Origin of the sequence: Streptomyces sp. NPDC008238, assembly GCF_042956445.1 — a bacterium.
GTDB lineage: Bacteria > Actinomycetota > Actinomycetes > Streptomycetales > Streptomycetaceae > Actinacidiphila.
Map to the genome: position 1 here is coordinate 168548 of NZ_JBIBGK010000015.1, position 26592 is coordinate 195139.

At 74.1% G+C, this 26592-nt stretch carries 26 protein-coding genes and 7 tRNA genes; 15 read left to right on the top strand and 18 right to left on the bottom strand.

Annotation, left to right across the window (positions count from 1 at the left end):
• The first annotated feature begins 30 nt into the window (after positions 1-30).
• Positions 31-705: a potassium channel family protein gene (locus ACFZAU_RS27145; protein ID WP_500463490.1), complete on the top strand. Its 675-nt coding sequence runs from the start codon at positions 31-33 to the stop codon at positions 703-705.
• A 37-nt stretch (positions 706-742) separates the two neighbouring features.
• Here the strand turns inward: ACFZAU_RS27145 and thrS are convergent, their stop codons facing one another.
• The 3 genes from thrS to ACFZAU_RS27160 form a co-directional block, all read right to left on the bottom strand.
• The gene (thrS, locus tag ACFZAU_RS27150; protein ID WP_500554320.1) at positions 743-2725 is read right to left on the bottom strand and encodes a threonine--tRNA ligase; all 1983 of its coding nucleotides are present in this window, start codon (positions 2723-2725) and stop codon (positions 743-745) included.
• A gap of 131 nt (positions 2726-2856) precedes the next feature.
• Entirely contained in the window at positions 2857-4044 is a 1188-nt protein-coding gene (locus tag ACFZAU_RS27155) for a hypothetical protein (protein ID WP_500463492.1), read from the bottom strand.
• The gene (locus ACFZAU_RS27160; RefSeq protein WP_499603391.1) at positions 4044-4610 is read right to left on the bottom strand and encodes a DUF4365 domain-containing protein; all 567 of its coding nucleotides are present in this window, start codon (positions 4608-4610) and stop codon (positions 4044-4046) included. The genes ACFZAU_RS27155 and ACFZAU_RS27160 overlap by 1 nt, the downstream gene beginning before the upstream one ends.
• 171 nt (positions 4611-4781) lie before the next feature.
• Here ACFZAU_RS27160 and ACFZAU_RS27165 point away from each other — a divergent pair, with 171 nt between their 5' ends.
• Entirely contained in the window at positions 4782-5522 is a 741-nt protein-coding gene (locus ACFZAU_RS27165; RefSeq protein WP_499603392.1) for an exonuclease domain-containing protein, read from the top strand.
• Positions 5523-5572: 50 nt separating this feature from the next.
• Here ACFZAU_RS27165 and ACFZAU_RS27170 read toward each other — a convergent pair.
• A tRNA-Val gene (locus ACFZAU_RS27170) sits at positions 5573-5644 on the bottom strand.
• A 37-nt stretch (positions 5645-5681) separates the two neighbouring features.
• Complete coding sequence (locus tag ACFZAU_RS27175; protein WP_500554321.1) at positions 5682-6167, bottom strand: SRPBCC family protein; 486 nt, start codon at positions 6165-6167, stop codon at positions 5682-5684.
• Between the two features lie 80 nt (positions 6168-6247).
• Here ACFZAU_RS27175 and ACFZAU_RS27180 point away from each other — a divergent pair, with 80 nt between their 5' ends.
• Entirely contained in the window at positions 6248-8611 is a 2364-nt protein-coding gene (locus ACFZAU_RS27180; protein WP_500554322.1) for an SCO7613 C-terminal domain-containing membrane protein, read from the top strand.
• A 55-nt stretch (positions 8612-8666) separates the two neighbouring features.
• A complete protein-coding gene (locus ACFZAU_RS27185) occupies positions 8667-9419 on the top strand; it encodes an HAD family hydrolase (protein WP_500554323.1) in 753 nt (250 codons plus the stop codon).
• Between the two features lie 379 nt (positions 9420-9798).
• On the opposite strand, the gene ACFZAU_RS27190 is transcribed toward ACFZAU_RS27185, so the two are convergent.
• A tRNA-Val gene (locus tag ACFZAU_RS27190) sits at positions 9799-9870 on the bottom strand.
• Between the two features lie 48 nt (positions 9871-9918).
• The gene (locus ACFZAU_RS27195; protein ID WP_500554324.1) at positions 9919-10392 is read right to left on the bottom strand and encodes a TIGR02611 family protein; all 474 of its coding nucleotides are present in this window, start codon (positions 10390-10392) and stop codon (positions 9919-9921) included.
• Between the two features lie 190 nt (positions 10393-10582).
• On the opposite strand from ACFZAU_RS27195, the gene ACFZAU_RS27200 reads away from it, so the two are divergent.
• Both ACFZAU_RS27200 and ACFZAU_RS27205 read left to right on the top strand, forming a co-directional pair.
• The gene (locus ACFZAU_RS27200; RefSeq protein WP_003959770.1) at positions 10583-10996 is read left to right on the top strand and encodes an SsgA family sporulation/cell division regulator; all 414 of its coding nucleotides are present in this window, start codon (positions 10583-10585) and stop codon (positions 10994-10996) included.
• A gap of 156 nt (positions 10997-11152) precedes the next feature.
• Positions 11153-11737: a CGNR zinc finger domain-containing protein gene (locus ACFZAU_RS27205; protein ID WP_499603398.1), complete on the top strand. Its 585-nt coding sequence runs from the start codon at positions 11153-11155 to the stop codon at positions 11735-11737.
• Here the strand turns inward: ACFZAU_RS27205 and ACFZAU_RS27210 are convergent.
• Both ACFZAU_RS27210 and ACFZAU_RS27215 read right to left on the bottom strand, forming a co-directional pair.
• Positions 11716-11850 (bottom strand): hypothetical protein, encoded by a 135-nt coding sequence (locus tag ACFZAU_RS27210; RefSeq protein ID WP_499603399.1) that lies wholly within the window; start codon positions 11848-11850, stop codon positions 11716-11718. The genes ACFZAU_RS27205 and ACFZAU_RS27210 overlap by 22 nt on opposite strands.
• A 143-nt stretch (positions 11851-11993) precedes the next feature.
• On the bottom strand, positions 11994-12458 hold the full coding sequence (locus ACFZAU_RS27215; protein ID WP_500554325.1) for a hypothetical protein: 465 nt from the start codon (positions 12456-12458) through the stop codon (positions 11994-11996).
• A 126-nt stretch (positions 12459-12584) separates the two neighbouring features.
• Here ACFZAU_RS27215 and ACFZAU_RS27220 point away from each other — a divergent pair, with 126 nt between their 5' ends.
• Positions 12585-13091 (top strand): DsbA family protein, encoded by a 507-nt coding sequence (locus ACFZAU_RS27220; protein WP_499603402.1) that lies wholly within the window; start codon positions 12585-12587, stop codon positions 13089-13091.
• A gap of 203 nt (positions 13092-13294) precedes the next feature.
• On the opposite strand, the gene ACFZAU_RS27225 is transcribed toward ACFZAU_RS27220, so the two are convergent.
• The 3 genes from ACFZAU_RS27225 to ACFZAU_RS27235 all read right to left on the bottom strand — a co-directional run bounded on the left by ACFZAU_RS27225 (position 13295) and on the right by ACFZAU_RS27235 (position 16107).
• A complete protein-coding gene (locus ACFZAU_RS27225) occupies positions 13295-14128 on the bottom strand; it encodes a GNAT family N-acetyltransferase (RefSeq protein ID WP_500554326.1) in 834 nt (277 codons plus the stop codon).
• A gap of 61 nt (positions 14129-14189) precedes the next feature.
• Positions 14190-15053, bottom strand: coding sequence for an aminotransferase class IV (locus tag ACFZAU_RS27230; RefSeq protein WP_500463500.1), 864 nt, complete (start codon positions 15051-15053; stop codon positions 14190-14192).
• Complete coding sequence (locus ACFZAU_RS27235) at positions 15040-16107, bottom strand: chorismate-binding protein (protein ID WP_500554327.1); 1068 nt, start codon at positions 16105-16107, stop codon at positions 15040-15042. The genes ACFZAU_RS27230 and ACFZAU_RS27235 overlap by 14 nt, the downstream gene beginning before the upstream one ends.
• A 202-nt stretch (positions 16108-16309) precedes the next feature.
• On the opposite strand from ACFZAU_RS27235, the gene ACFZAU_RS27240 reads away from it, so the two are divergent.
• The 5 genes from ACFZAU_RS27240 (at position 16310) to ACFZAU_RS27260 (ending at position 16778) form a co-directional block, all read left to right on the top strand.
• Positions 16310-16382 (top strand) — tRNA-Gly (locus ACFZAU_RS27240).
• A gap of 27 nt (positions 16383-16409) precedes the next feature.
• Positions 16410-16480, top strand: a tRNA-Cys gene (locus tag ACFZAU_RS27245).
• A gap of 4 nt (positions 16481-16484) precedes the next feature.
• Positions 16485-16556: transfer RNA gene (locus tag ACFZAU_RS27250), tRNA-Val, on the top strand.
• 46 nt (positions 16557-16602) lie between these two features.
• Positions 16603-16674, top strand: a tRNA-Val gene (locus tag ACFZAU_RS27255).
• A gap of 29 nt (positions 16675-16703) precedes the next feature.
• Positions 16704-16778, top strand: a tRNA-Val gene (locus tag ACFZAU_RS27260).
• Between the two features lie 41 nt (positions 16779-16819).
• Here the strand turns inward: ACFZAU_RS27260 and ACFZAU_RS27265 are convergent.
• From ACFZAU_RS27265 to ACFZAU_RS27280, 4 genes are all read right to left on the bottom strand, one after another.
• Complete coding sequence (locus tag ACFZAU_RS27265; RefSeq protein WP_500554328.1) at positions 16820-17110, bottom strand: TFIIB-type zinc ribbon-containing protein; 291 nt, start codon at positions 17108-17110, stop codon at positions 16820-16822.
• A 7-nt stretch (positions 17111-17117) separates the two neighbouring features.
• Positions 17118-18134, bottom strand: a complete 1017-nt coding sequence (locus ACFZAU_RS27270; protein WP_500554335.1) for a phosphotransferase enzyme family protein — start codon at positions 18132-18134, stop codon at positions 17118-17120.
• A gap of 192 nt (positions 18135-18326) precedes the next feature.
• Positions 18327-18530, bottom strand: a complete 204-nt coding sequence (locus ACFZAU_RS27275; RefSeq protein ID WP_499603408.1) for a hypothetical protein — start codon at positions 18528-18530, stop codon at positions 18327-18329.
• Positions 18531-18794: 264 nt separating this feature from the next.
• Complete coding sequence (locus tag ACFZAU_RS27280) at positions 18795-19037, bottom strand: DUF8836 family protein (RefSeq protein ID WP_037733380.1); 243 nt, start codon at positions 19035-19037, stop codon at positions 18795-18797.
• Positions 19038-19244: 207 nt separating this feature from the next.
• Here ACFZAU_RS27280 and ACFZAU_RS27285 point away from each other — a divergent pair, with 207 nt between their 5' ends.
• The 3 genes from ACFZAU_RS27285 (at position 19245) to ACFZAU_RS27295 (ending at position 23730) form a co-directional block, all read left to right on the top strand.
• Entirely contained in the window at positions 19245-20483 is a 1239-nt protein-coding gene (locus tag ACFZAU_RS27285; protein ID WP_500554336.1) for a serine/threonine-protein kinase, read from the top strand.
• Positions 20484-21424: 941 nt separating this feature from the next.
• A complete protein-coding gene (locus tag ACFZAU_RS27290; protein ID WP_500554329.1) occupies positions 21425-22609 on the top strand; it encodes an acyl-CoA dehydrogenase family protein in 1185 nt (394 codons plus the stop codon).
• Positions 22606-23730: an acyl-CoA dehydrogenase family protein gene (locus ACFZAU_RS27295; protein ID WP_500554330.1), complete on the top strand. Its 1125-nt coding sequence runs from the start codon at positions 22606-22608 to the stop codon at positions 23728-23730. The genes ACFZAU_RS27290 and ACFZAU_RS27295 overlap by 4 nt, the downstream gene beginning before the upstream one ends.
• Position 23731: 1 nt before the next feature.
• Here the strand turns inward: ACFZAU_RS27295 and ACFZAU_RS27300 are convergent, their stop codons facing one another.
• Positions 23732-24550 (bottom strand): TrmH family RNA methyltransferase, encoded by an 819-nt coding sequence (locus ACFZAU_RS27300; protein WP_500554331.1) that lies wholly within the window; start codon positions 24548-24550, stop codon positions 23732-23734.
• 46 nt (positions 24551-24596) lie between these two features.
• Positions 24597-25850 (bottom strand): uroporphyrinogen-III C-methyltransferase, encoded by a 1254-nt coding sequence (cobA, locus tag ACFZAU_RS27305; RefSeq protein WP_499603412.1) that lies wholly within the window; start codon positions 25848-25850, stop codon positions 24597-24599.
• Between the last annotated feature and the right edge of the window lie 742 nt (positions 25851-26592).

A 26592-nucleotide genomic window follows, 5' to 3' on the forward strand; every position in this document is an offset into this window, starting at 1 on the left:
CACCCGGCCGCGGGGCACGATGCTGGCCCCATGCCCATGGATGAGGAGCGGCGGCTGCGGGAGTGGGAGCGCCGGGGCAGCGTGCCGCTGTCCGTCGCGTCCCTGGTGTTCCTCGTCACGTACGCGGTGCGCGTGCTCGCCCCGGACCTGCCCCCCGGCTGGTCGGACCTGCTGCTCCTGATCACCGTCGTGACCTGGGGGTTCTTCGTCCTGGACTACCTGGTGCGGGTGGCCGTCGCACCGCACCGGTGGAGTTGGGTCCGCCGGCACTGGCTCGACCTGGTCGTGGTCGTCCTGCCGCTGCTGCGCCCGCTGCGCCTGCTGCAGATCTACGGGAGGGTCCAGGACCGGCACATGCAGCCGCGGATCTCCCTGGAGGCCCGGGTGATGTCCTACGCGGGGCTGAGCGCGCTGCTCCTCGGCTTCGCGGCGAGCCTGCAGGTCTACGCGGACGAGCACGACGCCCCCGGCGGGCAGATCCGCACCTACGGCGAGGCGGTGTGGTGGCTGTGCTCCACGATCACCACCACCGGCTACGGCGACGTGGTGCCGGTGACGGTGCGCGGGCGGGTCATCGCGGTGGGCGTGATGTTCCTGGGCGTCGTCCTGATCGGCGCGGTCGTCGGCTCGTTCTCGGCCTGGCTCACCAAGAGCTTCCGCCGCGCCGACGAGCGGCCGGACGCGGACGGGCCCCCGGAGGGCTGACCTCCGGGGGCCCGTCGCCGTGCGTCGTGGCGGCGGCTCAGACCTGGACGCGGTCCGCGACGGCCTTGGCGATCTCGGCGATCGCCTCCTCGCGCGGGATGCCGTTCTTCTGCGAGCCGTCCCGGTAGCGGAAGGAGACCGATCCGGCCGCCATGTCCTCGTCGCCGACGATGACCATGAACGGCACCTTGCTCCGCTGCGCGTTGCGGATCTTCTTCTGCATCCGGTCGGCGGAGGCGTCCACCTCGACCCGCAGGCCCTTCTTCCTCGCCTCGGCGGCGAAGTCCTGCAGGTAGGACACGTGCGCGTCGCCGATCGGGATGCCGACCGCCTGGACGGGGGCCAGCCACGCCGGGAAGGCGCCCGCGTAGTGCTCCAGCAGCACCGCGAAGAAGCGCTCGATGGAACCGAAGAGCGCACGGTGGATCATGACCGGGCGCTGCTTGGTGCCGTCGGCAGCCGTGTACTCCAGGTCGAAGCGCTCGGGCAGGTTGAAGTCGAGCTGCACGGTCGACATCTGCCAGGTGCGGCCGATGGCGTCCTTGGCCTGGACGGAGATCTTCGGACCGTAGAACGCGGCGCCGCCCGGGTCGGGGACGAGCGGGAGGCCCTGCTTCTCGGCCACCTGCCGCAGCGTCTCGGTGGCCTCCTCCCAGATCTCGTCGGAGCCGACGAACTTCTCCGGGTCCTTGGTGGACAGCTCCAGGTAGAAGTCGGTCAGGCCGTAGTCGCGCAGCAGGTTGAGGACGAAGGTGAGCGTCTTGTCGAGCTCGTCCGCCATCTGCTCCTTGGTGCAGTAGATGTGCGCGTCGTCCTGGGTGAAGCCGCGGGCACGGGTGAGGCCGTGCACGACGCCGGACTTCTCGTACCGGTACACGGTGCCGAACTCGAACAGGCGCAGCGGCAGTTCACGGTACGAACGGCCTCGCGCGTCGAAGATCAGGTTGTGCATCGGGCAGTTCATGGGCTTGAGGTAGTAGTCCACGCCCTCGTCGAGCTGCATGGGCGGGTACATGCCGTCGGCGTACCAGTCCAGGTGGCCCGACGTCTCGAAGAGCTTCCCCTTGGTGGCGTGCGGGGTGTAGACGAACTCGTAGCCCTCCTCCTCGTGCCGGCGGCGCGAGTAGTCCTCCATGACCCGGCGGACGATACCGCCCTTGGGGTGGAAGACGGCCAGGCCCGAGCCGATCTGCTCCGGGATGGAGAACAGGTCGAGCTCCGCGCCGAGCTTGCGGTGGTCGCGCTTCTCGGCCTCGACGAGGAAGTCCAGGTACTCCTTCAGCTCGTCCCGGGACGGCCAGGCCGTGCCGTAGATGCGCTGCAGCTGCTTGTTCTTCTCGCTGCCGCGCCAGTAGGCGGCGGCCGAGCGCATCAGCTTGAACGCCGGGATGATCCGGGTGGTGGGCAGGTGGGGACCGCGGCAGAGGTCCTTCCAGCACAGCTCGCCGGTCTTGGCGTCCAGGTTGTCGTAGATGGTCAGCTCGCCGGCGCCGACCTCCGCGGAGGCGCCCTCGGCGGCCTCGGCGGCGGAGCCCTTGAGGCCGATCAGCTCCAGCTTGTAGGGCTCGTCGGCGAGTTCCTCACGGGCCGCGTCGTCGCTGACGGCACGGCGGGAGAAGTGCTGGCCGCGCTTGACGATCTCCTGCATCTTCTTCTCGATGCGCTTGAGGTCGTCGGGGTGGAAGGGCTTCTCGACGTCGAAGTCGTAGTAGAAGCCGTCCTTGATCGGCGGGCCGATGCCGAGCTTGGCCTCCGGGAAGAGCTCCTGCACGGCCTGGGCCATCACGTGCGCGGTGGAGTGGCGCAGGATGTTGAGGCCGTCCTCGCTGGCGATCCCGACGGGCTCGACCTCGTCCCCGTCGGCGACCTGGTACGCGAGGTCCTTGAGCTGGCCCCCGACGCGCGCGGCGACGACGGTGCGGTCGCCGTCGAAGAGCTCGGCCGCGGTCGTGCCCGTCGTGACCAGCCGCTCTTCCTGCTCCTCGGAATCGCGTTTGATGATCACACGGACGTCTGACACCGGTCTCTCCTGACGTATGTCCCACTGGGCCCGGCAGCGGAAAGCTGCACCGCTGAATCCTACCGAGCCGCGCGGGTGCCCCGCGAAGCGATGGCACCCGGCGGCGCGGCCGCCGTCCGTGGGCGCCCCGGTCAGCCGCCGAAGGAGTCCTCGAAGGTGTCGACGCCGCCGTGCAGTGCCTTCAGCAGCCGGTCGCGGTCGGCCTCGTCGACGTGGACGGGGGCCGGCGCGGACGGGTGGGTGAGGTGGCGGAACCCCGTCCGCCGCTCCAGCCGCCCGGAGAGCCGGACGGGCAGCCCCACCAGGTGTGCCTGGGCGGCGATGCGGTAGCCCTCCTCGGGCAGCCGGACGCGGATGTGGCGGACGTCGGCGCCGGCCAGGACGCGCAGCCGGATGGTGCCGCCCCCGGAGGGCCGCGGCCGGCGGAGCCGGGTGACGGTGCCGGTGACGCGTACGTCGACCGAGGGTTCCTCGCGCACGTAACGGTCACTGGCGGCCTCCAGCGCGGGGAGGTCGCCAGGGGAGAACTCGACCGGCTCCGGCACGGTCGCGAACCCCGCGGGCGGCCCGGCCGACGGTGACCAGGCGAGGGTGACCGCCACGCCCTCCGTGCCGCGCACCATCCGGATCAGGGAGTCGGCCAGTTCGTGGCAGACGCCGAGGCCGACGGCGGCGTCGAAGGCCTCCATGCCGCCGGTCGTCCGCTGGTAGTCCACGGCGTCCCGGGTGGCCTGCAGGGCGCGCAGCAGCGTGGTCACGGTGGCCCGGCCGTCGGGGACCGGCGCGTACGCGGTCAGCTGGTGCCCCGGCGCGTCACCGACCAGCACCCGCTCCAGGAAGGCATCGGCGTGCCCGGTGTGGCGCGCGCCGAAGTAGCCGAAGCGGTCGCGTTCGGCGCGGGCGGCGGACATCAGCATGGCGCGGGCGGCGGCCCGCAGTTGCTCCGCCGCCGTCCAGGGCACGGCGGCGCCCGCGGCCGGCGGCGGCTCGCGGTGCCAGCGGACCTCGTCGCCCGGGACGGCGAGCGCGGTCAGCACCTCGCGCGCCGACGGCTCGCCGCAGCGGGCGAGGGCGTCCAGGGCCTCGCCCAGCAGTTCGGCGTGGTCGGCGTAGCGGGCGCCCGAGGTGCGCCGTTCGGGCACCAGCAGGCTCGTACGGGCGGCGGATCCCGGCTCGCCGGGGGGCGTCCAGCGCGTGTAGCGGCCCGGGGCGCCGCCGCGCCGCCGCCAGCCGTGGCGGACGAGCAGCGCGACGAGGACGCCGGGGTCGACGCGCTCGGGGTCGGGCGGGACGAGTGCGTCGTCGGCCGTCCGGCTCATCAGGGCCTCCCTCCCGCCCCGACCCGCGTCATGATCTCGCACAGGGCCCGGTCGTCGAAGATCCGCGCGGTGGGTATCCGCACGGTGGTCTTGCGCCGGCCGGTCACCGCCTGGCCGGCCAGGTTCGTCCAGTAACAGCAGTGCCGCAGTTCCAGCCGGTCGTGGCCGGCGCGCAGCCACTCCTCCTGGGTGCGCGGCACGAGCATCACCACGAGGATCTTGTGCACCGAGACCGGGTTCCGGGCCAGCTTCACCAGGTGCTCGTTCTCGAGCGTGAAGGCGAAGGTCGGTCCGGGGGGCCGCGGGGCCACCTGGTAGGTGCACTTGAGCTGCACCTTGATCGTTACCTCGTCGTCGACGTCGTGACCATGCGAACTGTGGCTTATGTGCCAGTCGATGCCGTTGTCCGGGAAGGGCTGGGCGAGCGAGCAGCCGGCGGCTGCCGCCACCGCGTGCAGGTATCCCACCTGGAGGGTTTCCATGCAGCTGGTGGTGGCGAGTCCGCCGCGCAGCGGTGCGTTCCGCTCGGACAGCAGCCCACCCGGGCCGGGCTGCTCGAGCGCCATCGCTCTCCGTGCCTTCCGGGCCCGGGAATCCTGGTGATCCCCGTTGACTTCTTCATCCCCACCAGCGACAAGTCGCAAACCGTTGCGGTTCGGTGACGTGCGGTCACGGGTACGTACCGTGAGGGGGGCCGCCGGCCGCCCACATCCTGCGATCCGCACGGGAGGTGCGCCATGCCGCACTGGTACGACGGCCCGCTGGCCGCCTTCGACACGGAGACCACGGGGGTCGACGTGGAGCACGACCGGGTCGTCTCGGCCGCGTTGGTGGTCGAGGACGCCCCCGGCACACCGGCCAGGACGACCCGCTGGCTGGTGGACCCGGGGGTCCCGGTGCCCGAAGGGGCCCGCGCGGTACACGGGCTGGACGACGACTACCTACGGGCCAACGGACGCCGTCCAGGCCCGGTGGTGGAGGAACTGGCACGCGCGCTGGCCGACCAGGCCGCGGCCGGCGTGCCGCTGGTGGTGATGAACGCGCCCTTCGACCTGACGCTGCTCGACCGGGAGTTGAGGCGCCACCGCGGCATGGCGCTCGACGCCTACCTGGTCCGCGGCCCGCTGCGCGTCCTCGACCCCCGGGTCCTGGACAAGCACCTCGACCGCTACCGCAAGGGCCGCCGCACCCTGACCGACCTGTGCGCCCACTACGGCGTGACGCTCACCGACGCCCACGACGCCGCCGCGGACGCCCTCGCCGCGCTCGCCCTCGTACGGGTGCTGGGGCACCGCTTCTCCGCGCGGATAGGCGAGGTGCCACCCGCCGAACTGCACGCCCGGCAGGCCCTCTGGCACGCGGGCCAGGCCCGGGGGCTGCAGGCGTGGTTCGCCCGCAGCGGCACTGACGACCGGGTCGACCCGGCCTGGCCGCTGCGGCCGTCGCCGGTACGGGCCCCGCAGGAACCGGCGGCCTAGCCGCGCACGACAAAGGGGCCGGTCCTGATGGACCGGCCCCTTCGTGAGGGTGGGCGATACTGGGATCGAACCAGTGACCCCTTCGGTGTGAACGAAGTGCTCTCCCGCTGAGCTAATCGCCCGGGACGACTGAACAATACAGGGCGCGGGCGGCTGCGTTCAAACGGCTTGCCCGCCGGGTGCGCCCTCCGCGCGCAGCCGGGCGGCCAGGCCGCGCCGGCCCTGCCGCATCATCAGGGCGTGGTTGGCCCGGAACAGCGGCCGGCACGGCACGGCCAGCCGCCGCATCAGCGGCTTGTTGACGACCACGTCCTCCTCGAAGAGGAGCCGGGTCCCGCCGCCCGCGCCGTCCGCGCCGTCCGCGCCGACCGTCCAGCGCACCCACCCCTCCAGGTCCCCGTACATCGCCGCCTCCAGGACCCGGGCCCGCGGGTCGCGGCGGGTCTGGTGCGCGGTGACGAACAGGTCGTACGGCAGGACCGAGCGGAAGCGCAGGGTGCCGACGGTCTCGCCGGTCTGCCGCACCTCGCGGACCTGCGGCCACCAGGCCGGGTACTCGTGCGGGCGCTCCAGGAGGCCGTACACGGCCTCGGGCGGGGCGGCGATGCGCCACAGACTGCGGAAGCGGTAACGGCTCCAGTCCATGAGGCCAGTGTGCGTACTCAGCGCGGATCTGAGTACCAGCGCGCATGCCCGGTCATGTGCGCCGCGCCACACTCCGAGCCATGGAGACGATGCCCCCGCCGCACGACCGCTGCCCCGCGTGCGGCGCCTACCTGCCCGCGACCGCACCGCCCGCCTGCCCGCGCTGCGCGCTGCCCCTGACCGGGCCGGTCGCGGAGGAACTGCGCGAGACCGACCGCGCGCTCCTGCGGCTGGACGCCGAACGCGGCCGTCTCCTCCTGCGGCGCGGGCAGTTGCTGGCGCGACTGCGGCCTCCGTACCCGCCGGCGCCGTGGGGCGCGGGGGCGGGGGCCGGGACGCCGTGGGGTGCCCCGGCGCGGCGCGAGGCCTCGCCGCGTGCGGTGCAGAACCTGCTGCTCGCCCTGGGCGGCGTGCTGCTGGCGGTCGCCGCCGTCGCGTTCACCGTCATCAGCTGGGGCCGGCTCGGCATCGGCGGCCGTGCCGCCGTCCTGGGCGCCCTGACGCTCGCGGCGACGGGCGTCCCCGCGCTGCTGCTGCGCCGCGCCATGACGGCGACGGCCGAGGTGGTCGCCTGCCTCGGCCTCGTCCTGCTGCTGCTCGACGCCTATGCGCTGCACCGCGTGGCCTTCGACGGCGCCGACGCACTGCGCTACGCGGCGGTGTCGCTGGCCGTCGTCGGAGCGCTCTGGGCCGGGTACGGGAAGGCGCTCGGGCGGCTCGTGCTGCCGGTGCCCTTCGCCGTGACGACAGGTCAACTCCCCCTGGTGCTGTGGGCGTCGGCGACGGGATCTGCGTACGGGATCGCCGCGGCCCTGCTCGTCACGGCCGCGCTGGACGCGGCCGGCGCCCTCCTGGCCGGCGGGCGCGGGACGCGGATCACCGCCGCCGTCGCCGGCACGGCCGCCGGTACGGCCGGACTGCTCACCGCGGGCGGGCTCTCCGTCTCCGCAGGCGACGGCGGCGCGGCACTGCGGGCCGGCGCGCTGCTGCTGGGCGCCGCGGCGGTGGCGCTCGCCGTCGCCCTGCGCCCGGCCGTGCCCACCGCCGTCTCCGGGATGCTGTCCGGGGTCGCGGCCCTCGCATTCGTCGGCGCGGCCGGCGGGGTCGTGCGGACCGCCGTGACCGCCGACTGGATCGTGCCGGAGTACCTGCTGTGCGCGGCGCTCGTCCTGGGCGTCGCCGCCTTCGCCGTCCCGGCCCGGCTCCGCCCGGTGGCCGCGGGTCTCGCCGCCGGTGCCGCCGCGGTGCACGCCCTGGCGCTGCTGTGGGCGCTGCCCCCGCTGACCGTGGGCGTGCTGACCCCGGACGCGTGGGAGGGGCCGTACAGCGCCGCCGCGGTGGCCGGCCTGCTCGCCGCCGAACTGGCCGCGGCGGCACGGCTGCACCGCGGCACCCCGTACGCCCCGCTCGCCGCCTCCGGCGCCCTGGTGACGGCCGCGGTCGCCGTGTGCGCGCCCGCGCCGCTGCCCGTACGCCTCGTCGTCGTGGCCGCGCTGCTCGCCCTGTCGGCGCGGGCACTCACCTGGACCGCCCTGGCCGGCGCCTGCGGGCTCGCCGCGACGGCCGTCGCCTGGGCCCACCCGGAGCGCACGACGACGCTCACGGTCCTCGCCGTACTGCTGGTCTGCTTCGGGGCGCTGTACGCCGTGGCGTCGCGCACCCGGGTGGTGACCGCGCCCGCCGTGGTCGCCTGCGCGGCGGGCCTCGCCTGGATCGGACTGCCCGTCCACGCGGCCGCGTTCACCCTCCTCGCGATCGCCGCGGCCGCCCAGGCCGCCGCCCTTCGCGCCCCCGGCCGCCCCTTCGAGCACCCCGGCCACGCCGCCGCCCTCCTGGGGATCGGCCTCACCGCCGACGACCCCGGGACGCTCGCCCTGTCCCTCGCCCTCGCGGGCGTCCTCACCGCGGCCGTCGCCGCGCTGCGGGCCGACCGGCGCCGGCTCGGGTACGTCGCGACCTGCCTGATGATCGCGGCCAGTTGGGTGCGGCTCGCCGCGTCCGACGTCGGGGCCCCGGAGGCGTACACGCTGCCCGTCACCGCCGCCGCCCTGGCCGTCGGCTTCCTGCGGCGGCGCCGCGACCCCGCGTCCTCGTCCTGGGCCGCGTACGCCCCGGGCCTCGCGGCGACTCTCCTCCCCAGTCTCGCCGCCGCCTGGGGCGACCCCGGCTGGGTCCGCCCCCTCGCCCTGGGCGCGGCCTCCCTCGCCGTCCTGCTCCTCGGCGCACGGCACCGGCTGGCGGCGCCGCTCCTGCTGGGGGCGGGCGTGCTCGCGCTCGACGCGCTGCACGAACTGGCGCCCTACGTCGCCCAGGCCCTCGGCACGGTCCCCCGCTGGGTGCCGCTCGCCCTGGCCGGCGTCCTCCTGCTGGCGGTCGGCGCGACGTACGAACGGCGTCTGCGCGACGTACGCCGCGTCCGGGACGCGCTGGGACGCCTGCGGTAGTCATCGTACGAGGGGGGCGTGGTCGCGTGCGTGACGCACTGGTACAACGGCCGCCGTGACCGGACACGCGCGCCCCAGGGAAGACACGCCCGCCTTCAAGGCCGTCCTCCTGGACTGGGTGGGAACGCTCATCGTCCCCAAGTGGGGCCCCGAACACGCCGCTCCCAAGGGCGGGTCGTGGATCGAAGGGGCGTTGCGGCGCCTCGCCCGGGACACCTCGCCGGCCGAGGTCGGCCGGATCAGCGCGGCACTCGCCGCGGCGATCGGGCGGCCGGAGGTGGCGCGGGCGATGACCGGCGCGGACGCGTCCGTGGAGTCGTACCGCGCCGGGTTCGCGCGCTGGGCCTCGGCCGCGGGTGTCGACGAGCCTCTGAGGGACGCCCTGTACGACGAGCTCGCGCGGCCGGACGTCGGTCTGTTCGCGGCGGACGTGGAGCGGACGCTCGCGACCCTGAAGGCCGCCGGGGTGCGGGTGGCCGTGGTCAGCGACGTCCACTTCGACATCCGGCCCTGGTTCGTGGAGGCCGGCCTCGACGGCTCTGTCGACCGGTTCGTGCTGTCCTTCGAGCACGGTGTCTGCAAGCCCGATCCCGCCCTCTTCCGGCTGGCGTTGGACGGTATCGGGGCGGGCCCGGAGGAGGCGCTGGTGGTCGGGGACCGTTCCGCCTACGACGGTGCGGCGGTCGAGGCGGGCATCGCGACGCTGCTGCTCCCGCCCCTCGCCGAGGCCACCGAGGAGCGCCTGCACCTCGTGCTCGCGTCCTGCGGCCTGCGCCGGACCCGTCCGGATACCGCAGGGGTCCGCTGAAATCGTTCGCGGGCCGGCACAAAGGGAGCGCAAAGCTCCAGAAGATGCGGAGGCGCGCGGCCTCGTCCCAATTCCCGGGGAGATTGCGCATGAATTGCGCCACGGGAAAGAGGAAGAACGCGTCGGCGGTGACGAATTCCCGCTGCGGCGACGGAACGTAACGGTCGGTCAGGCCGCGGGCCGCTCCCCGGCGCCGGCCTCGGGGCCACGGCTCAGGCGCGGCCCAAGCGGAGGCCCCGGAAGGCCGGTCCGCGCACACGACGACGCCGCTTCCCCGCCGGGACGGTCCGCGGCGGCCCAGGGCGTCGTCTCATACTCGCGGGCGCACACACGACGAGGGCCCGGAAGCCGTTGCCGGCTTCCGGGCCCTCGGTCGGGGTGGGCGATACTGGGATCGAACCAGTGACCCCTTCGGTGTGAACGAAGTGCTCTCCCGCTGAGCTAATCGCCCCGGTGCGGGGACAACATTACCGCATGTCAGCGGGTGCCCCGACCACCTTCAGTGCAGGTCGGCCTTCCAGGGCATCACGAAGCCGAAGCGCCACACGTAGTACCCCAGCAGCACGCCGATGATCACCAGCCCGATGACGGTCAGCGTCACGTTCCGCCGCCGCACCCTCGGGTCGAGCGCCTTCTGTGCCGCCTCCGTCACCTTCCGCTTCGTCCAGCGCAGGACGAGCTGGGCCCAGACGAACTCGGTCGCCCAGACCGCCATGCCGGCGAAGATCACCACCCAGCCGGGCCCCGGCAGCGGGAGCAGGACGACGCCCGCCCCGACGATCGCCAGACCCACCAGGAAGACCCCGACCTGCCAGCTCACGTGCAGTGCGCGGGAGCGCCGGATGAAACGCGGCGCCCTCGACCCCAGCGGGCGCTCGGAGCCCTCGGGCTCCGTGTCCCCGCCGTCCCCGTTGTCGACGGCCGCGGGATCCATGGCCACAGCCACCTCCCGCTCGTCACTCTCCGCAGTCATGTTCCCAAACTTACCCGAAGCCACCTCGTCACCGGAATGGCTCGCCGGGGAGGAAAAGAACTCGGCCGGACGAGGTACCGGAACCCTCACAAACCCGTCAGAGGGGTTTACAACGTCCCCGCAGGTGGCATGTCGATTTCGCCGACGTGCGAATCCCCGAGCGCACACTGAGCGAAAGGCCCTGGCGCTTATGAACACCACGGTCAGCTGCGAGCTGCACCTGCGCCTCGTTGTGTCGAGCGAATCGTCACTGCCCGTACCCGCGGGCTTGCGGTACGACACGGCCGATCCCTACGCCGTGCACGCCACCTTCCACACCGGTGCCGAGGAGACAGTCGAATGGGTGTTCGCCCGCGACCTGCTCGCCGAAGGTCTGCACCGGCCCACCGGCACCGGCGACGTCCGGGTCTGGCCGTCCCGCAGTCACGGCCAGGGCGTCGTGTGCATCGCCCTCAGCTCTCCGGAGGGGGAGGCGCTGCTCGAGGCCCCGGCGCGGGCCCTGGAGTCGTTCCTCAAGCGGACCGACGCCGCGGTGCCCCCCGGCACCGAACACCGCCATTTCGACCTGGACACCGAGCTCTCGCACATCCTCGCCGAGAGCTGAGTCCACCGACCGTCCGTCGCCGTACGCATCTCGGGGGTACGGCGCGGACCCGACCTGCCGGAGCCGTCGTCGGGGAGCAGCACGCTCCACGACGACGGCTCTCGCGCTACAGTCACCGGAACGCCCGACCCACCAGGCCAGGGAGAGAGCGATCCCGTGCTGATCAACCATGACACCAGGTGTGCACTCGACTGCGTGGTGGATCTCATCAACACCACTCCGGAGAGTGACGGGCGCGAGGGTCTGGCCGACCTCGCGGCGCTGCGCGCCTTCGTGGAGCGCAACGAGGTCAGCGAGGTGGGAACGCTCGACGAGGACGACCTCGTCGCGGTACGCGCCGTCCGGCAGCTCTTCGCCCAGGTCTTCTCCGCGCCCGGCACGCCCGAGGCCGCGGCACTGATCAACTCGCTCGTCGCCGAGGCCGGCACCACGCCCCGGCTGACCGACCACGACGGCTACGACTGGCACGTGCACTACTTCGCCCCGGGCGCCTCCCTCGCCGAGCACCTGGCCGCCGACTGCGGGATGGCCCTGGCCTTCCTCCTCGTGGCCGGGGAGCGGGAGCGGCTGCGCCGCTGCGACGCCCCGGACTGCCGGCGCGCCTTCGTCGACCTGTCACGGAACCGCTCGCGCCGCTACTGCGACAGCCGCACCTGCGGCAACCGGCTCCACGTCGCCGCCTACCGGGCGCGCCGCCGGGAGGCCGTCGCCGTGCCGGCTCAGAACGGCCAGAGGTCGTAGATCCCGCCCAGGGCGAGCAGACCGCCGATCACGGTCAGGAACAGCATCAGCGGCGGCTGGGAGAGCGCGAACAGGCAACCGCGGGGCTCGTCGTCGTCTGCTTCGGCTTCCATGGCCTTACGGTGTGCTGGGAGGGACGCGAACTCGCACAACCGTACGCCCCCGGACACGCCAAATCCCGCTCAGGGGGCGGTAGTTGAGGTCCGCCACGGCGATGATGACGCAACGTCGCCACCCCCTGCCACCAACACGCCGCTCAGATGCCCCTGCGCTTGAGGATCTCCTCGATCTCACCGAATTCGGCCAGGTCGGGATCGGTCTTCGCCGTCTTCGGGACCGGTTTCTTCCCCTGCGCGAGAGCGGGCGCCCCCGCCCCCGCACCGGCCCCCGCACCCGGCGCGACCGCCCGGCCCGCCTTCGGCTCCGCGACGCCCTTGCGGCGCCCGGCGACCCGCGCGAGGACGTACAGCACCACCGACAGGGCGAGCACGGCGAAGCCCGCCCACACCGAGGGCTTGAACACCAGGTCCACGGCCCAGTCGGCGACGGCCCGGACGACGGTCCCGGCCAGCGAGACCAGGCCCGTCATGTACAGGCCGACGGGTAGCAGCGCCACCGCCGCGATCATCGTCGCCCTGCGGAACCTGCGCCGGTACGCGGTGAGCAGGGCGATCGCCAGGCCCGCCGCGGACAGCGCGACACACACGGTCGAGGTCAGCATGCGGAGCTCCTCCGAAAGGGTCTGCTCGCTCCATCGTGCACCCGTCCCCCACCTGCGGGCCACGGCCCGGCGGCAACCTCAGGGTGATCTCCGGGACGGCTCCTCCCCCGGTGGGAGACTGACCCCATGAACGAAGCGACTCCCCGCACCGTCGTCCTCGAGTACTGGTGCGAACTCCAGTGCCCCGACTGCGCCACCGCGCTCACCGACCTGCACGCCCTGCGCGAGCGCTACGGCGACGCCCTGGAGATCCAGCTGCGGCACTTCCCCCTGGAGAAGCACAAGCACGCCTACGCCGCCGCCCAGGCCGCGGAGGAGGCCTTCGCCCAGGGCCGCGGCTGGGAGTACGCCGAGGCGGTCCTCGCCCGTACCGAGGACCTGGGCGAGCGGGGCGAGGCGCTGCTGGTCGAGATCGCGGCCGGTCTGGGGCTCGACGCGGAGGAGGTCGACACGGCGCTCGTCGACGGGCGGCACCTCCTCGTCGTCGACGCCGACCACGCCGAGGGCAAGGCCATCGGCGTCACCGGCACCCCCACCTACGTCATCTCCGGCGAACGCCTCGACGGCGGCACGTCGCAGGAGGGCCTCCGCGCCCGCATCGAATCCCTCGCGGACGCCGCCCTGGGGCGCTGACCGTCCCGCACACCTCGTCCGGCCGCCGGTCGCCCGGAGGGCCGGAGGGGGTGCGACGGGGCGCCCCGCGGGTGACGGGCGGGGGACCCGGTGCCGCATGACGTGGGGCAGCGCCGACCGCACCGGAGGGCGGGTGAGGATGCCCGCCCGAAGGCGCAGCGCACCCGCACGCGGCAACGCGCCGCAGCCACACCCACCGCCGCTCAGAGCAGCGGCTTCGCCAGGTGCACCTCCGTCACCGCGTATCCCAGCGCCCCGTAGAGCGCCTGCGCCGCCTCGTTCCCGGCGAAGACGTTCAGCCCCAGCCGCTCCAGGCCGGCGGCCACGCACTCCCGCTCGGCGGCGAGCATGAGGGTGCGCCCGTGGCCCCGCCGGCGGTGCGCCTCGGCGACGTGCACGTGGAGGACGAACCCCGTGTCCTCGTCCCTGCGCCCCACCCACAGGTCGCCGACCGCCTCCCCGGTCCCGCCGGCCTCCAGCACCCTCAGCACCGCACCCGGCGTCGCGACTCCCTCGGGGAGGGCGGTCCGGTCGTCCGCCTCGGCCTTGGCGAGGGCCTCCGCCTGCGGCACACCGTGCCGCGTCCAGGACCGTACGTACTCCTCCCGCCTGCGGGCCGCCCACCCCGGGTACTCCGCCTCGGTCATGGGCCGCACGACGCCGCCCTCCGGCAGCGCCGGCGGCACGTCGCGCAGCGCCTTGAGCATGGTGCGGTTGCGGACGACGTAGCCGAGGGCGCCCGCGAGCCGGAGCGCGGCCGTGTCCTGCGTCCGCACCGAGACCTCGATGCGGCGGCAGCCCCAGCCGCGCAGGACCTCCTCCGCGGCGAGCGCCGCGACCGTGCCGCGGCCGCGGCGCTGCTGGTCGGGGTCGACGCGCAGCGCGACGATGCGCCCGGCGGCCGGCCCGAACCGGGCGTCGGTGGACAGGGTGGTCTCCCCCACCGGCCGCCCGTTGACGCAGACGTGGAAACGGCGGGCGCGTACTCCGCCGCGCCAGCGCTGCTCGGGCTCGGCCGCGCGCAGGGTGGTGGTCATGGTGTGGAGTTCTACCGGGTCGCCGCGGTCACGTCACGGGTTCGACCACCCGGGCCCACGCTCAGGGGTTGGGGTGCTCCGCCGAGCGCTCCGCGAAGACGCGCATGGCCTTGGCCGTGACCGGGCCGGGACGGGCCCCGGTGGCCAGTTCGCGGTCGTCGACCCGGTGGACGCCCTGGACGTCGCGCAGCGAGGAGGTCACGAAGATCTCCTCCGCCTCGGCGAGCACCTCGAACGGCAGGTCGGCCTCCTCGGCGCCGGCCCACTCCACGACCAGTTCGCGGGTGATCCCGGCGAGGCACCCGGAGGCGAGCGGCGGCGTGAGCAGCGTGCCGCCGAGCACGACGAAGACGTTGGAGCCGGTGCCCTCGCAGAGGCGTCCCTGCGTGTTGGCGAACAGCGCCTCGGAGGCGCCGTGCTGGTGGGCGCGGGCCAGGGCGACGACGTTCTCCCCGTACGAGGTGGTCTTCAGCCCGGCGAGCGCGCCCTTCTCGTTGCGGGTCCAGGGGACGGTGACGACGGCCGTCGTGTCCGGGCGGACGGTCGCGGCACCGAGGGCGACGACCAGGGTGGGGCCGGTGGTGCCGCGTTCGGAGCCGAGCGGCGAGGTGCCCCCGGTGTAGGTGACGCGGAGCCGGCCGTGGGCCACCGGGTTGGCGGCGAGCACCGCCTCGCAGGCGTGCCGCACCTCGTCCAGGTCGGGCTCGGGCAGGCCGAGGCCGCGCGCGGAGCGGGCCAGCCGGCGCAGGTGCCGGTCCATCGCGAAGGCACTGCCCCCGGTGGCCTTGAGCGTCTCGAAGACGCCGTCCCCGACGGTCAGGCCGTGGTCCATGACGGACACGGACGCCTCGTCGGTCTCGCGCAGCGCGCCGTTGACCCAGATCGCGCCGGCGGTGGTCGTGCTCACGGTGTCACTCTGCCCCATGGTTCCGTTCGCCTTCGTTCGAGTCGTACGTACCCGACGCTACCGCCAGCAGCCGGGATGCCTTCAGTTCCGTCTCGTCCCACTCCCGCTCCGGGTCGGAGCCCCAGGTGATCCCGGCGCCGGTGCCGAAGCGCAGCACGGGGCCGCCGGGGGCGGCGCGGTCGATCCAGAAGGTGCGGATGCCCACGGCGAGCTCGCCGGTACCGCGGTCGGCGTCGACCCAGCCGATGCCGCCGCAATAGGGGCCGCGGGGGGCGGTCTCCAGTTCGGCGATGACGCGCAGGGCGCTGGACTTGGGCGCGCCGGTGACGGAGCCCGGCGGGAACGCGGCGTCCAGCAGCGCGGCCCATCCGGCGCCCTCGCGCAGTTCGCCGCGCACCGTGGAGACGAGGTGGACGAGACCGGGGTGCTTCTCCACGACGCAGAGCTCGGGGACGGTCACGGTGCCGGTGGCGCAGACCTGCCCGAGGTCGTTGCGGACCAGGTCGACGATCATGACGTTCTCGGCGTGGTCCTTGGGCAGCAGGTCGGCCTCCGTGCGGCCGGTGCCCTTGATCGGACCGGACTCGACCACCTCGCCCCGGCGGCGCAGGAAGAGTTCGGGGGACGCGCTGGCCACCTCTATGCCGTGCGCGGGCAGCCGGACCGTCCCGGCGTGGGGGGCGGGGTTGCCGCGGGCGAGGACGGCGGCGAGGGCGTCGATGTCGGCGTCCGGGTCGGGCAGCGGCGCGGTGAGCACCCGGCAGAGGTTGGCCTGGTAGACCTCGCCCGCCGCGATGTACTCGCGGACCCGGCGCACTCCGGCGGTGTACCCGGCGCGGTCCAGAGAGGACGTCCAGTCGCCGCGCGCGGGGCCCTTCCAGAGCCGGCGGGGCGGCGCCGCGGCGGGTTCCCGCCGCACGTTCCCGAAGCGCGCGCAGACCGTCCCGCCCTCGAATCCGGCGACGACGGCCCAGAAGCCGGAGGAGTCCAGCGCGGCCGGGTCGGTGGTGACATCCCGCAGGTCGGAGGCGACGAGGCCGCCGAATCTGGCGAGGGGCTCGAGGTCGGGCACGGGGCTTCCCAGGTCGGTCCGGAGGGGCGAGTGCGAGTCTAAGTCGGCGGCGACGGACGAGATGCGCTGGTCACCGACCCGGCACGCTGCGCAAACGCGTTTTGGTGGCGGAGCCGTAATCCGCTAGAGTTCAACTCGTCGCCGGGACGCGGAAGCGCACCGGCGGAGGTCCCGCCCGGGTGCGAGCTCCGGGGGAGACGCTGCGGACGTGGCTCAGTTGGTAGAGCATCACCTTGCCAAGGTGAGGGTCGCGAGTTCGAATCTCGTCGTCCGCTCGAAGTGGGGGTCACCGCCCCCGCGCTGGTGGAGTGGCCGAGAGGCGAGGCAACGGCCTGCAAAGCCGTCTACACGGGTTCAAATCCCGTCTCCACCTCTGAGGACGATTAGCTCAGCGGGAGAGCGCTTCCCTGACACGGAAGAGGTCACTGGTTCAATCCCAGTATCGTCCACTGGGCCCGGAAGGGCCTTCCCCAGCGCTTCGGCACGGGGTCCCGAGCGCGATTAGCTCAGCGGGAGAGCGCTTCCCTGACACGGAAGAGGTCACTGGTTCAATCCCAGTATCGCGCACGCTGCACCAGCACCACCCGCAGTACCGAGGACGATTAGCTCAGCGGGAGAGCGCTTCCCTGACACGGAAGAGGTCACTGGTTCAATCCCAGTATCGTCCACCAGCACCCGAGGGCCGGAGCGTTCGCTCCGGCCCTCGGTCGTTTCACGACGAGAAGAGCATGTGGGCCCAGCTCTGGTGCTTGTGGTGGCCGTGGTGACCGCCGTGGTGGCCGCCGTGCGGGGCACCCCAGGCCGGTGCGGCGTGCTGCTGCGGGTACGCCTGCGGGTAGCCCGCGGGCGGCGGGGCGGGCTGGGCGTACTGCCCCTCCATGCGGGTCAGCGCCTCGAGCTCCCCGTAGTCCAGGAAGATCCCCCGGCAGTTGCCGCACTGCTCGATCTGGACGCCGCTGCGGGTGAACGTCTGCATCGGGCCATGACACTTGGGACAGAGCATCGTCGGCTCATCTCCTCGTTCGCGCCGGCCGGGGGTCGTCCCCCGGCGTAGAACTGCACTTTACTTCCGCGATTCGGCGGCACGTGTCGAGGACGGACTGTTCCGTCCCGTCGAGCACGCGGCCCTCCTGCGCGGCCTTGGCGACGGCTGTCGCCGCGGTCTGTACGGCCAACGCCCGTGCCGCCACGTCGAGATGCGGCCACGGGTCGCCGTCCGCCGGGACGGCGGGGCCGCCGCCGGCGCGGTACGCGCCGAGGAAGCGGCCCCAGTCGGCGGGGTCGAGCAGCCCGGCGGCGAACCACATCGCGGGCCGGGCCAGGTCCCAGGCGGGCTCGCCCAGCCCGAGGTCGTCCACGTCTATCAGGCACCAGGGGCCGTCGGGGGCCGGGTGGCGCACCAGTTGGCCCATGTGCAGGTCGCCGTGGCACAGCACCTGCCGGGGCTGCGGGGCCTCGCCGCGGGCCCAGGGCGGCAGGCCCTGCCAGGCGGCCAGCACCGCCGGGTCGCCGGCGGCCGCCGCGAGCATCCTGGCGACCGCACGGGCCGCCCTGACCGGGCCGCGCATCCGCGGCAGCGGGCCGGGCAGCCGGGCCGGCGGCACCGTGTGCAGCCGGGCCAGGAGCGCGCCGGCCTCGGCCCAGGGCGCGGAGTCCGGGTCGTCGTGGGCGACGGGCTCGCCGAGGGGCCACAGGCTCACGGTGCGGCCCAGGAGCACGGTGCTCAGCGCGCCCCCGTGGTCGGGCAACGGCGCCGGGGCCAGCAGGACACCGTGCAGCAGCGGATCGGCGGCCACCCGCAGCCGCAGGGCGAGTTCCCCGGGATCGGTGCCCGGGGCGTGCGCCTTGGCGACGAGCCGGCCGCCGCGGACGACGGTGACGTCGGGCCGTTCGGCGAGGACGTCGGCGACGTCGATGACATCGGGCCGTTCGGCGAGGACGCCGGAACGCACCTGGCCGGGCACACGCGAGGCCGCTGCCGCGACCGCCCCCAGGGCCTGCGTCAGCGGTGCTCCGCTGCTGCTCACTTCCTCCCCCACCGCCCGTGTCACCGGCCCACTGTGCGGCAGCGCGCCGCCCACTGGCAATGCCGGGTGCGATGCCCGGGTACCGCCACAGGTACCCGGGCATTCGTGCCGTCCGCCGTACCCCCGTCCCCACGGGGTTGTTCACCGGTCCTCACGGACCCGGACCGCTCATCCGGGGCCGCGGGGCGTCTGTCAGCGCCCCATCAGACCGGCTACGGACGACGCCTGTGTGACCACCGCGTCCCAGCCGCCGAAGGCCACCGCGAGCAGCACCGCGAGCGGCAGCACCATCGCCACCGCCACCAGCGGATGCCGGGTGCCCGACGGGCGTATGCCGAAGGCGGCGATCCTGCGGCCGCGCGTCGGCCGCACCGTACGGCTCACCGTGTTCGCCATGGCCCTCTCCCGGGTCGTGGTCCGTGATCATGCACAGTTGTCGGGGCGGCGGGCGTTTGACCTCGGGGGACGAGTGCTCCGCCCGCCGCTTGACCTCAACACTAGGCGCGGGGCGGGCAGCGGTCGTCATGCCCTCGTACCGCTTCCCTGGCCTCCCCGAGGATGACTCGGGGACCGGCCGCGTACTCCCCTGGGTGGAGGGATCCGGCCGCACCCCCGGGACATCCCCGAGGGGATCCCCCGGGCGGGTGCGGCCGGGGCCCGTCAGGCCCGCTCCTCGTCCTCCGCGTCGCCGGTGGGCATGGGCTGTTCGACCAGAGCGAGGACCCGGGTGGCCATGAAGCGCGCGGTGCGCACCACGGAGCCGGACCTGGTGACTTCGCTCACTTCCACCACCCCTCGGCGGACCGCGGTCTCGACCCTGCGGCCCGCCCTGGTGGCGACCACTTCGTACGTCCTTGTCGTGTCGCCGGCGTCGACGACTATCTCCACTCGATCACCCTTCATGGCGTCAATCTCCCTTGCGCGACGGACTGTTGACGGCATGACGAAATTCCGGGCCGTCAGCGGCCGGAATCTTCCCCACCCTTCAAGGATCCCATCCGGCACTGACAATCCGCCGCCCCGCGCGGGCGCGGCCTCGCGGCGCGACGGTCGGTCAGTCCGTAAGCTGTCGGGGTCAGACTGGCCAGGCAGGCAGCGGGGATGGACGACATGGCGATGATGCGGCTCCGGCGCGAGGACCCGCGTGTCGTCGGCTCGTTCCGGCTGCACCGCCGGCTGGGCGCGGGCGGCATGGGCGTCGTCTACCTGGGCGCCGACAAGCGCGGCCAGCGGGTCGCGCTGAAGGTCATCCGCCCCGAACTGGCCGAGGACCAGGAGTTCCGCTCCCGCTTCGCCCGCGAGGTGTCCGCCGCGAGACGCATCCGCGGCGGCTGCACGGCCCGGCTGGTCGCCGCCGACCTGGAGGCGGACCGCCCGTGGTTCGCCACGCAGTACGTGCCCGGGCCCTCGCTGCACGACAAGGTCGCACGGGACGGCATGCTCCCGGCGGCGGAGACCGCGACCATCGGCGCCGCCCTGGCGGAGGGACTGGTCGCCGTCCACGAGGCCGGGGTCGTCCACCGCGACCTGAAGCCCTCCAACATCCTGCTGTCGCCCAAGGGCCCGCGGATCATCGACTTCGGCATCGCCTGGTCCACCGGCGCGAGCACCCTCACCCACGTGGGCACCGCCGTCGGCTCCCCCGGCTTCCTCGCGCCGGAGCAGGTGCGCGGGGCGGCGGTCACCCCGGCCACCGACGTCTTCGCCTTCGGCGCGACGCTGGCGTACGCGGCGATGGGCGACTCGCCCTTCGGGCAGGGCAGTTCCGAGGTCATGCTCTACCGGGTCGTCCACGAGGAGCCGGACCTCACCGGGGTGCCGGACTCACTGGCCCCGCTGGTGTACGCGTGCCTCGCCAAGGACCCGGAGCAGCGGCCCAGCACCGTCCAACTCTCCGAGCGGCTGGCCGAGATCGCCGCCCGGGAGGCACGCGGCCTGGGCGCGGTGACCGGGCGGCGCGACATCGTGCCCAAGGCGTCCGGTCCGCGTCCTGAGCGGCCGACGGGGCCGCGGGCGCAGGCGTACGCGGAGCAGCAGACCGAGCGGCGGACGGCGACGGGCACGCCGGCGGCGCCTCCGCCGCGCACCCCGGCCTCCCCGCGGACGCCCGCCACGCCCCGTACCCCGGCCCGGACGCCCTCGGGGCGCACCCCGGCCCCCCGCACTCCCGCGGGCCGCCGACCGGGCGCCGACCGGAGGCTGTTGCGGCAGCGGCTCATCGTCTTCGTCACCGTGACGCTCCTCGTCGCGCTCGGCATCGCCGCGGCGCAGGGGTGCCAGGGGCCCAGCCGGGGGATCGGGTTGTTGCCGGGTCCGGGGGGCGGGGCGAGCGTGCCGCACGTGCCGTAGCGGGGCTCCGCTGTGGGCGGCTGCGCCGTGCCGCCCGGTTGTTTGCGTGCGGGGTTGTCTGCGCCTGCGGGCGGCTGCGCCGTGCCGCCCGGTGGTTGTGTGCGGGTGCGTTGCGCCTGCGGCGGGCTGTCTCCCACCCTCCCGGTGCGGGCCTGCGCAAGTTCGTCTGGGGTCGTGGCCGCGCCGGCGCACTCCCCCAGCCTTCGGCCGGGGGGACCCCCAGAACGCTCGCGGTTTACCTCCACATCGTCGGGCGCCGCACTTCACCGCTCGTCGTTTCCGGGCGCACCCCGACACACCCCCTCCCGAGGTATGGGCGCACAACGGCCGGTCGGGGGCATGGAGGCAGTCCGGAGGCGCCCCGAACCGCCCAGTGACCCCCTACGGCCCTACGGTTCACGCCCGCATCATTCGGGCACCGGGTCTGCCACCCGCATCCCCCAGCCTTCGGCCAGGCGGGAGCACCCCGCCACGGCCCCTTCCTCTTGTGCGGGCGCAGGGTGTCCCGTTGGGGGTGCGTCGGACAGGTGCGGTGCCCCGGACTGCCTTGTGACCCTCCACCGGCCGTTGGTCGCTGTTGATACGGAGGGGGTGGGGGAGGGGGGGGCACCCCCGGCCGAAGGCTGGGGGAGGGTGGGCGTTCTGGACGCTGACGTGTATTTGATGTGCGGCAGCGACGGCAAGAACAAGTGCTGCCCGCCATGCACATAAATATGCGGTACAGAATGCCCACCCCGGAGGCCCCGCCCCCGGCCCACCCATGCACAGTGCGCAGGCCCGCACCAACCATGCCGGGCAATCGGGCGGGAGGGTGGGAGAACCCTCGACAGAACCCACAACGGCGCCGCACACAACGTCCCGGGGGGGTGACGAAAGTGCGCCCCGTGGGTTAATTTCTAAGCGCTTGCTTAGGCTACCCATACGCGGAGGGACGCATTCGCATGACGGTCACACCGGAGGTGCTGCGCGAGCGCGTGCGCGCGCTGCTGGCCTCTCACGATCCGGCGGCGACCGCCCGCCCGGACTTCCTGCGGGCCCGGTTCGACGCCGGGCTGGCGTGGGTGCACTACCCGGAGGGCCTCGGCGGCCTGGGCGCGCCCCGCGCGATGCAGGGGGTCGTGGACGCCGAGCTGGGCGCCGCCGGGGCGCCGGACAACGAGCCGCGGCGGATCGGCATCGGCCTCGGGATGGCCGCCCCCACCGTGCTCCGGTACGGCACGCAGGAGCAGAAGGCGCGCTTCCTGCGCCCGCTGTGGACCGGGGAGGAGGTCTGGTGCCAGCTGTTCAGCGAGCCCGGCGCCGGCTCGGACCTGGCGGGCCTGCGCACCAGGGCCGTACACGACGGCGACGACTGGATCGTGACCGGCCAGAAGGTGTGGACGTCCAACGCCCACAACGCGCGCTGGGCGATCCTCATCGCCCGCACCGACCCGGACGTCCCCAAGCACCAGGGCATCACGTACTTCGTGTGCGACATGACCGCCCCCGGCGTCGAGGTGCGGCCGCTGCGGCAGATCACGGGTGAGGCCGAGTTCAACGAGGTCTTCCTGACGGACGTGCGGATCCCCGACGCGCACCGCCTGGGCGAGGTCGGCGACGGCTGGCGGGTGGCGCAGACGACGCTGATGAACGAGCGGGTCGCCATCGGCGGCACGGCGCTCCCCCGCGAGGGCGGGATGATCGGCACCGTCGCCGCGACGTGGCGGGAGCGGCCCGGGCTGCGCACGCCGGACCTGCACGACCGGCTGCTGCGGCTGTGGGTGGACGCCGAGGTCACCCGTCTCACCGGCGAACGGCTGCGGCAGCAGCTCGCGCTGGGCGCCCCGGGCCCCGAGGGCTCGGGCATGAAGCTCGCGTTCGCCTCGCTCAACCAGCGCATCAGCGGCCTGGAGGTCGAGCTGCTCGGCGAGGACGGACTGCGCTACGGCGACTGGACGATGACCCGCCCGGAGATCGTCGACTTCTACGGCCGTGACGCCGGCTACCGATACCTGCGGGCCAAGGGCAACTCGATCGAGGGCGGGACGTCCGAGATCCTTCGCAACATCATCTCCGAGCGTGTCCTCGGCCTGCCCTCCGAGCCCCGTACGGACAAGGACGTCCCCTGGAAGGACCTGCCGCGATGAGTTCCGACCTGCTCTACTCCGACGTCGAGAACGACCTGCGCGCCGCGGTGCGCGCTCTGCTCACCGACCGGTGCGCGCCGGCGGACGTCCTGGCGCGCTGCGAGGGCGCGGAGCCGTACGACGCCGCGCTGTGGCGCACCCTGGCCCGCGAGGTGGGGGTCGCCGGGCTGCTGGTGCCGGAGAAGCTGGGCGGCCAGGGGGCCTCCGCGCGGGAGGCCGCGGTCGTGCTGGAGGAACTCGGTGCCTTCGTGGCGCCCGTGCCCTTCCTGGGGAGTGCCGTGCTGGCCACCACGGCCCTGCTGGCGAGCGGCACCTCGGAGGCCGACGCCCTCGTGGCGCGGCTGGCGGAGGGCGAGCGGACGGCGGCGCTGGCCGTGCCGCTGCCCTCGGCGCCGGGTGCGGACCTCGGCCGGGCGGTGCGGGCCGACGCGGACGGCGTCCTCCGCGGGCGCGTGACCAGCGTCGCCGACGCGACCGCGGCGGACGTGCTGATCGTGCCGGCGACCGGCCCCGACGGGCCCGGGCTGTACGAGGTACCCACCGAGGCACCCGGCGTCGCCCTGTCCGTGCCGGTGCCGCTCGACCTGACCCGGCCGATCGCCGACCTCGCCTTCGACGGGGCGGCGGCCCGCCGGGTCGCCGGGCCCGCGACGGCCGCGGCGGCCGTGGAACGGGCGCTGCTGACGGGTGCCGGACTGCTGGCCTCGGAGCAACTGGGCCTGGCCCAGCGGTGCCTGGATGAGACGGTGGCGTACCTGAAGGAGCGTCACCAGTTCGGCCGGGTCGTGGGCTCCTTCCAGGCCCTCAAGCACCGGCTGGCGGACCTGTGGCTGGAGGTCGTCCAGTCCCGCGCCGCCGCGCGCAACGCCGCCGACGCGCTCGCGGGCGACAGCGCGGACGCCCCGGTCGCGGTCGCCGTGGCACAGGCGTTCTGCGCCCCGGTCGCGGTGCGGGCCGCGGAGGAGTGCGTCCAACTGCACGGCGGCATCGGCATGACCTGGGAGCACCCGGCCCACCTGCGGCTCAAGCGCGCCAAGGCCGACGAGATCGCCCTGGGCACGCCCGGCCGCCACCGGGCCGCCCTCGCCGCGCTCGTGGACCTGCCGGCCGCGGCGGGCTGAGTCAGTCCCGGGGGCGGCCGGTCGCCACCGCGTAGAACGCGACGGCGGCGGCCGCCCCCACGTTCAGCGAGTCCACCCCGTGCGCCATTGGGATGCGCACCCACTCGTCGGCGGCGACCAGGGCACGGGTCGACAGGCCGTCGCCCTCGGCGCCGAGCATCAGCGCCGCGCGTTCCAGCCGGTGCGGGGCTGCCTCGTCGATGTCGGCGGCCTTATCGTCGGGGGTCAGCGCGAGCAGCTTGAAGCCCGCCGCCCTGACCGTCTCCAGGTCGCGGGGCCAGTTCTCCAGCCGGGCGTACGGCACGGAGAAGACGGCGCCCATCGAGACCTTCACCGACCTGCGGTAGAGCGGATCGGCGCAGTCCGGGGAGAGCAGGACGGCGTCCATGCCGAGGGCCGCCGCGCTGCGGAAGATGGCGCCGATGTTGGTGTGGTCGTTGACCGACTCCATGACGACGATCCGCCGCGCGTCGCCCAGCAGGTCGGCGGCGACGGGCAGTTGCCTGCGCTGCATCGAGGCGAGGGCGCCGCGGTGCACGTGGTAGCCGGTCACCTGCTCGGCGAGCTCCGGGCTGACCGCGTACACCGGCGCCGGGACCTCGTCGATGACGTCCCGCATGACGTCGACCCACTTGGCCGACAGCAGCATGGAGCGCATGCGGTAACCGGCCTGCCGGGCGCGCCGGATGACCTTCTCGCCCTCCGCGATGAACAGTCCCTCGGCGGGCTCGCGGCGCCGGCGCAGCTCCACGTCCGTCAGGGACGTGTAGTCGCGCAGGCGCGGGTCGTCGGGATCGTCGATGGTGATGAGCTCAGCCACAGGGTGATACTGCCTTGTCCGAAGTGCGGTGCCAACGGCACCGACGTCACTGGTTACCGCCGGTTACGCGATCGCCCACGGCGACGACCTCGCCGATGACGATCACCGCGGGCGGCCGGACGCCCTCCGCGGCCACCCGCTCCCCCACCGTCGCGAGCGTCGCGTCGATCCGGCGCTGGGCCGCCGTCGTGCCCTCCTGGACCACCGCGACGGGGGTGTCCGCGCCCCGGCCGTGCTCCACGAGCGCGGCCGCGATCGGGCCGATCCGCTCCACGGCCATCAGCAGCACCAGCGTGCCGCGCAGCCGGGCGAGGGCCGCCCAGTCCACCAGCGAACGCGGGTCCTCCGGCGCCACATGACCGCTGACCACCGTGAACTCGTGGGCCACGCCCCGGTGCGTGACCGGGATGCCGGCGGCGGCCGGAACGCTGATGGAGCTGGAGATCCCGGGCACCACGGTGCAGGGGATGCCGGCTTCGGCGAGCGCCTCCGCCTCCTCCATGCCGCGCCCGAACACGTACGGGTCCCCGCCCTTGAGCCGCACGACCGCCTTGCCGGCCTTCGCGTGCTCGATCAGCGCCGCGTTGATCGCCTCCTGGGCCATCGCCCGGCCGTACGGGATCTTGGCGGCGTCGATCACCTCGACGTGCGGGGGCAGTTCGTCGAGCAGGTCGCGCGGGCCGAGGCGGTCGGCGATGACCACGTCCGCCTCCGCGAGCAGCCGGCGGCCGCGCACGGTGATCAGGTCCGGGTCGCCCGGGCCGCCGCCCACCAGCGCCACCCCCGGGGTCCTCCCCCGGTGCTGCGGCGCCGCGAGCGAGCCGTCGCGCAGGCCCTCCACGATCGCGTCCCGCACGGCCGCGGAACGCCGCGGGTCCCGGCCGGTCAGGACGGCCACCGTCACGCCCTCGGTCCGGCCGGTCGCCGGGGTCCACGCGGTCGCCGCGTCGGCGTCGTCGCTGCGGACGCACCACACCCGGCGCTCCTCCGCCTCCGCGGAGGCCGCGGCGTTCGCCTCGGGGTCGGTGGTGGCGATCAGCGCGTACCAGGCGTCCGCGAGGTCGCCGGGCCGGTAACGGCGGCGCTCCCAGCGGATCTCGCCGGCGGCGGCCATCGCGTCCACGGACGGCGTCGCGGACGGGGAGACCAGGACGACGTCGGCCCCGGCCGCGACCAGCGGGGGCAGCCTGCGCTGGGCCACCTGGCCGCCGCCGAGGACGACCACGCGCCGGCCCGTGAGGCGCAGTCCGACGGGGTAGGCGGGTGCGGGTGGGTCGTTGCGGTCCTCGGCGGCGGTCATGGCGGTGCGGCTCCTAGGGTGTGCCTCGCGGCGGTTGCCTCGCGGCGTTTGCCTCGCGGCGTGACGGGGTGGGGTTGCGGGGCGACCCTGCCCCGCACCAACCCTACGGTGCGGTGGGGCTGGGGCGCAGCGCCCAAGATCACACCTGCGGCGCTACCCGGGGTTCGCGGTTGCGGCCTGCTGTTGTGTACGGGTTGTTTTCGCCTGCGGGCGGCTGCGCCGGGCTGCCCGGTTGTTGTGTGCGGGTCGTTTGGTTGCGGCCGGTTCTTGTGTGCGGGTTGTTTGCGCCTGCGGCGGGCTGTCTCCCGCCCTCCCTCCCGATTGCCCGGCCCGATTGGTGCGGGCCTGCGCAAGTTCGTCGGGGGTCGGCGCCGCGCCGGCGCACGTCCTCAACGCTCGCGGTTTACGCCAACGTCATTCGGCACCGCGTCCGCCGCTCGTCGTTTCCGGGCGCACCCCGACACACCCCCTCCCGTCGTATGAGCGCACAACGGCCGGTCGGGGGTAGTAGGGCGACCGGGGTGACCCCGGACCGCCCTGCGACCGCACAGCCACGCTGCCCGTCTCCCCGGTCGGGGGCAGTTGGGGAACCGGGGTGCGCCGGACCGCCTTCGGACCGCCCACCGGCCGTTGGTCGCCGTCGATAGGGAGGGGGTGGGGTCGTAGGGGTGGGCGTTCTGGACGCTGACGTGTATTTGATGTGCAGCAGCGACGGCACCGACGAGTGCTGCCCGCCATGCAC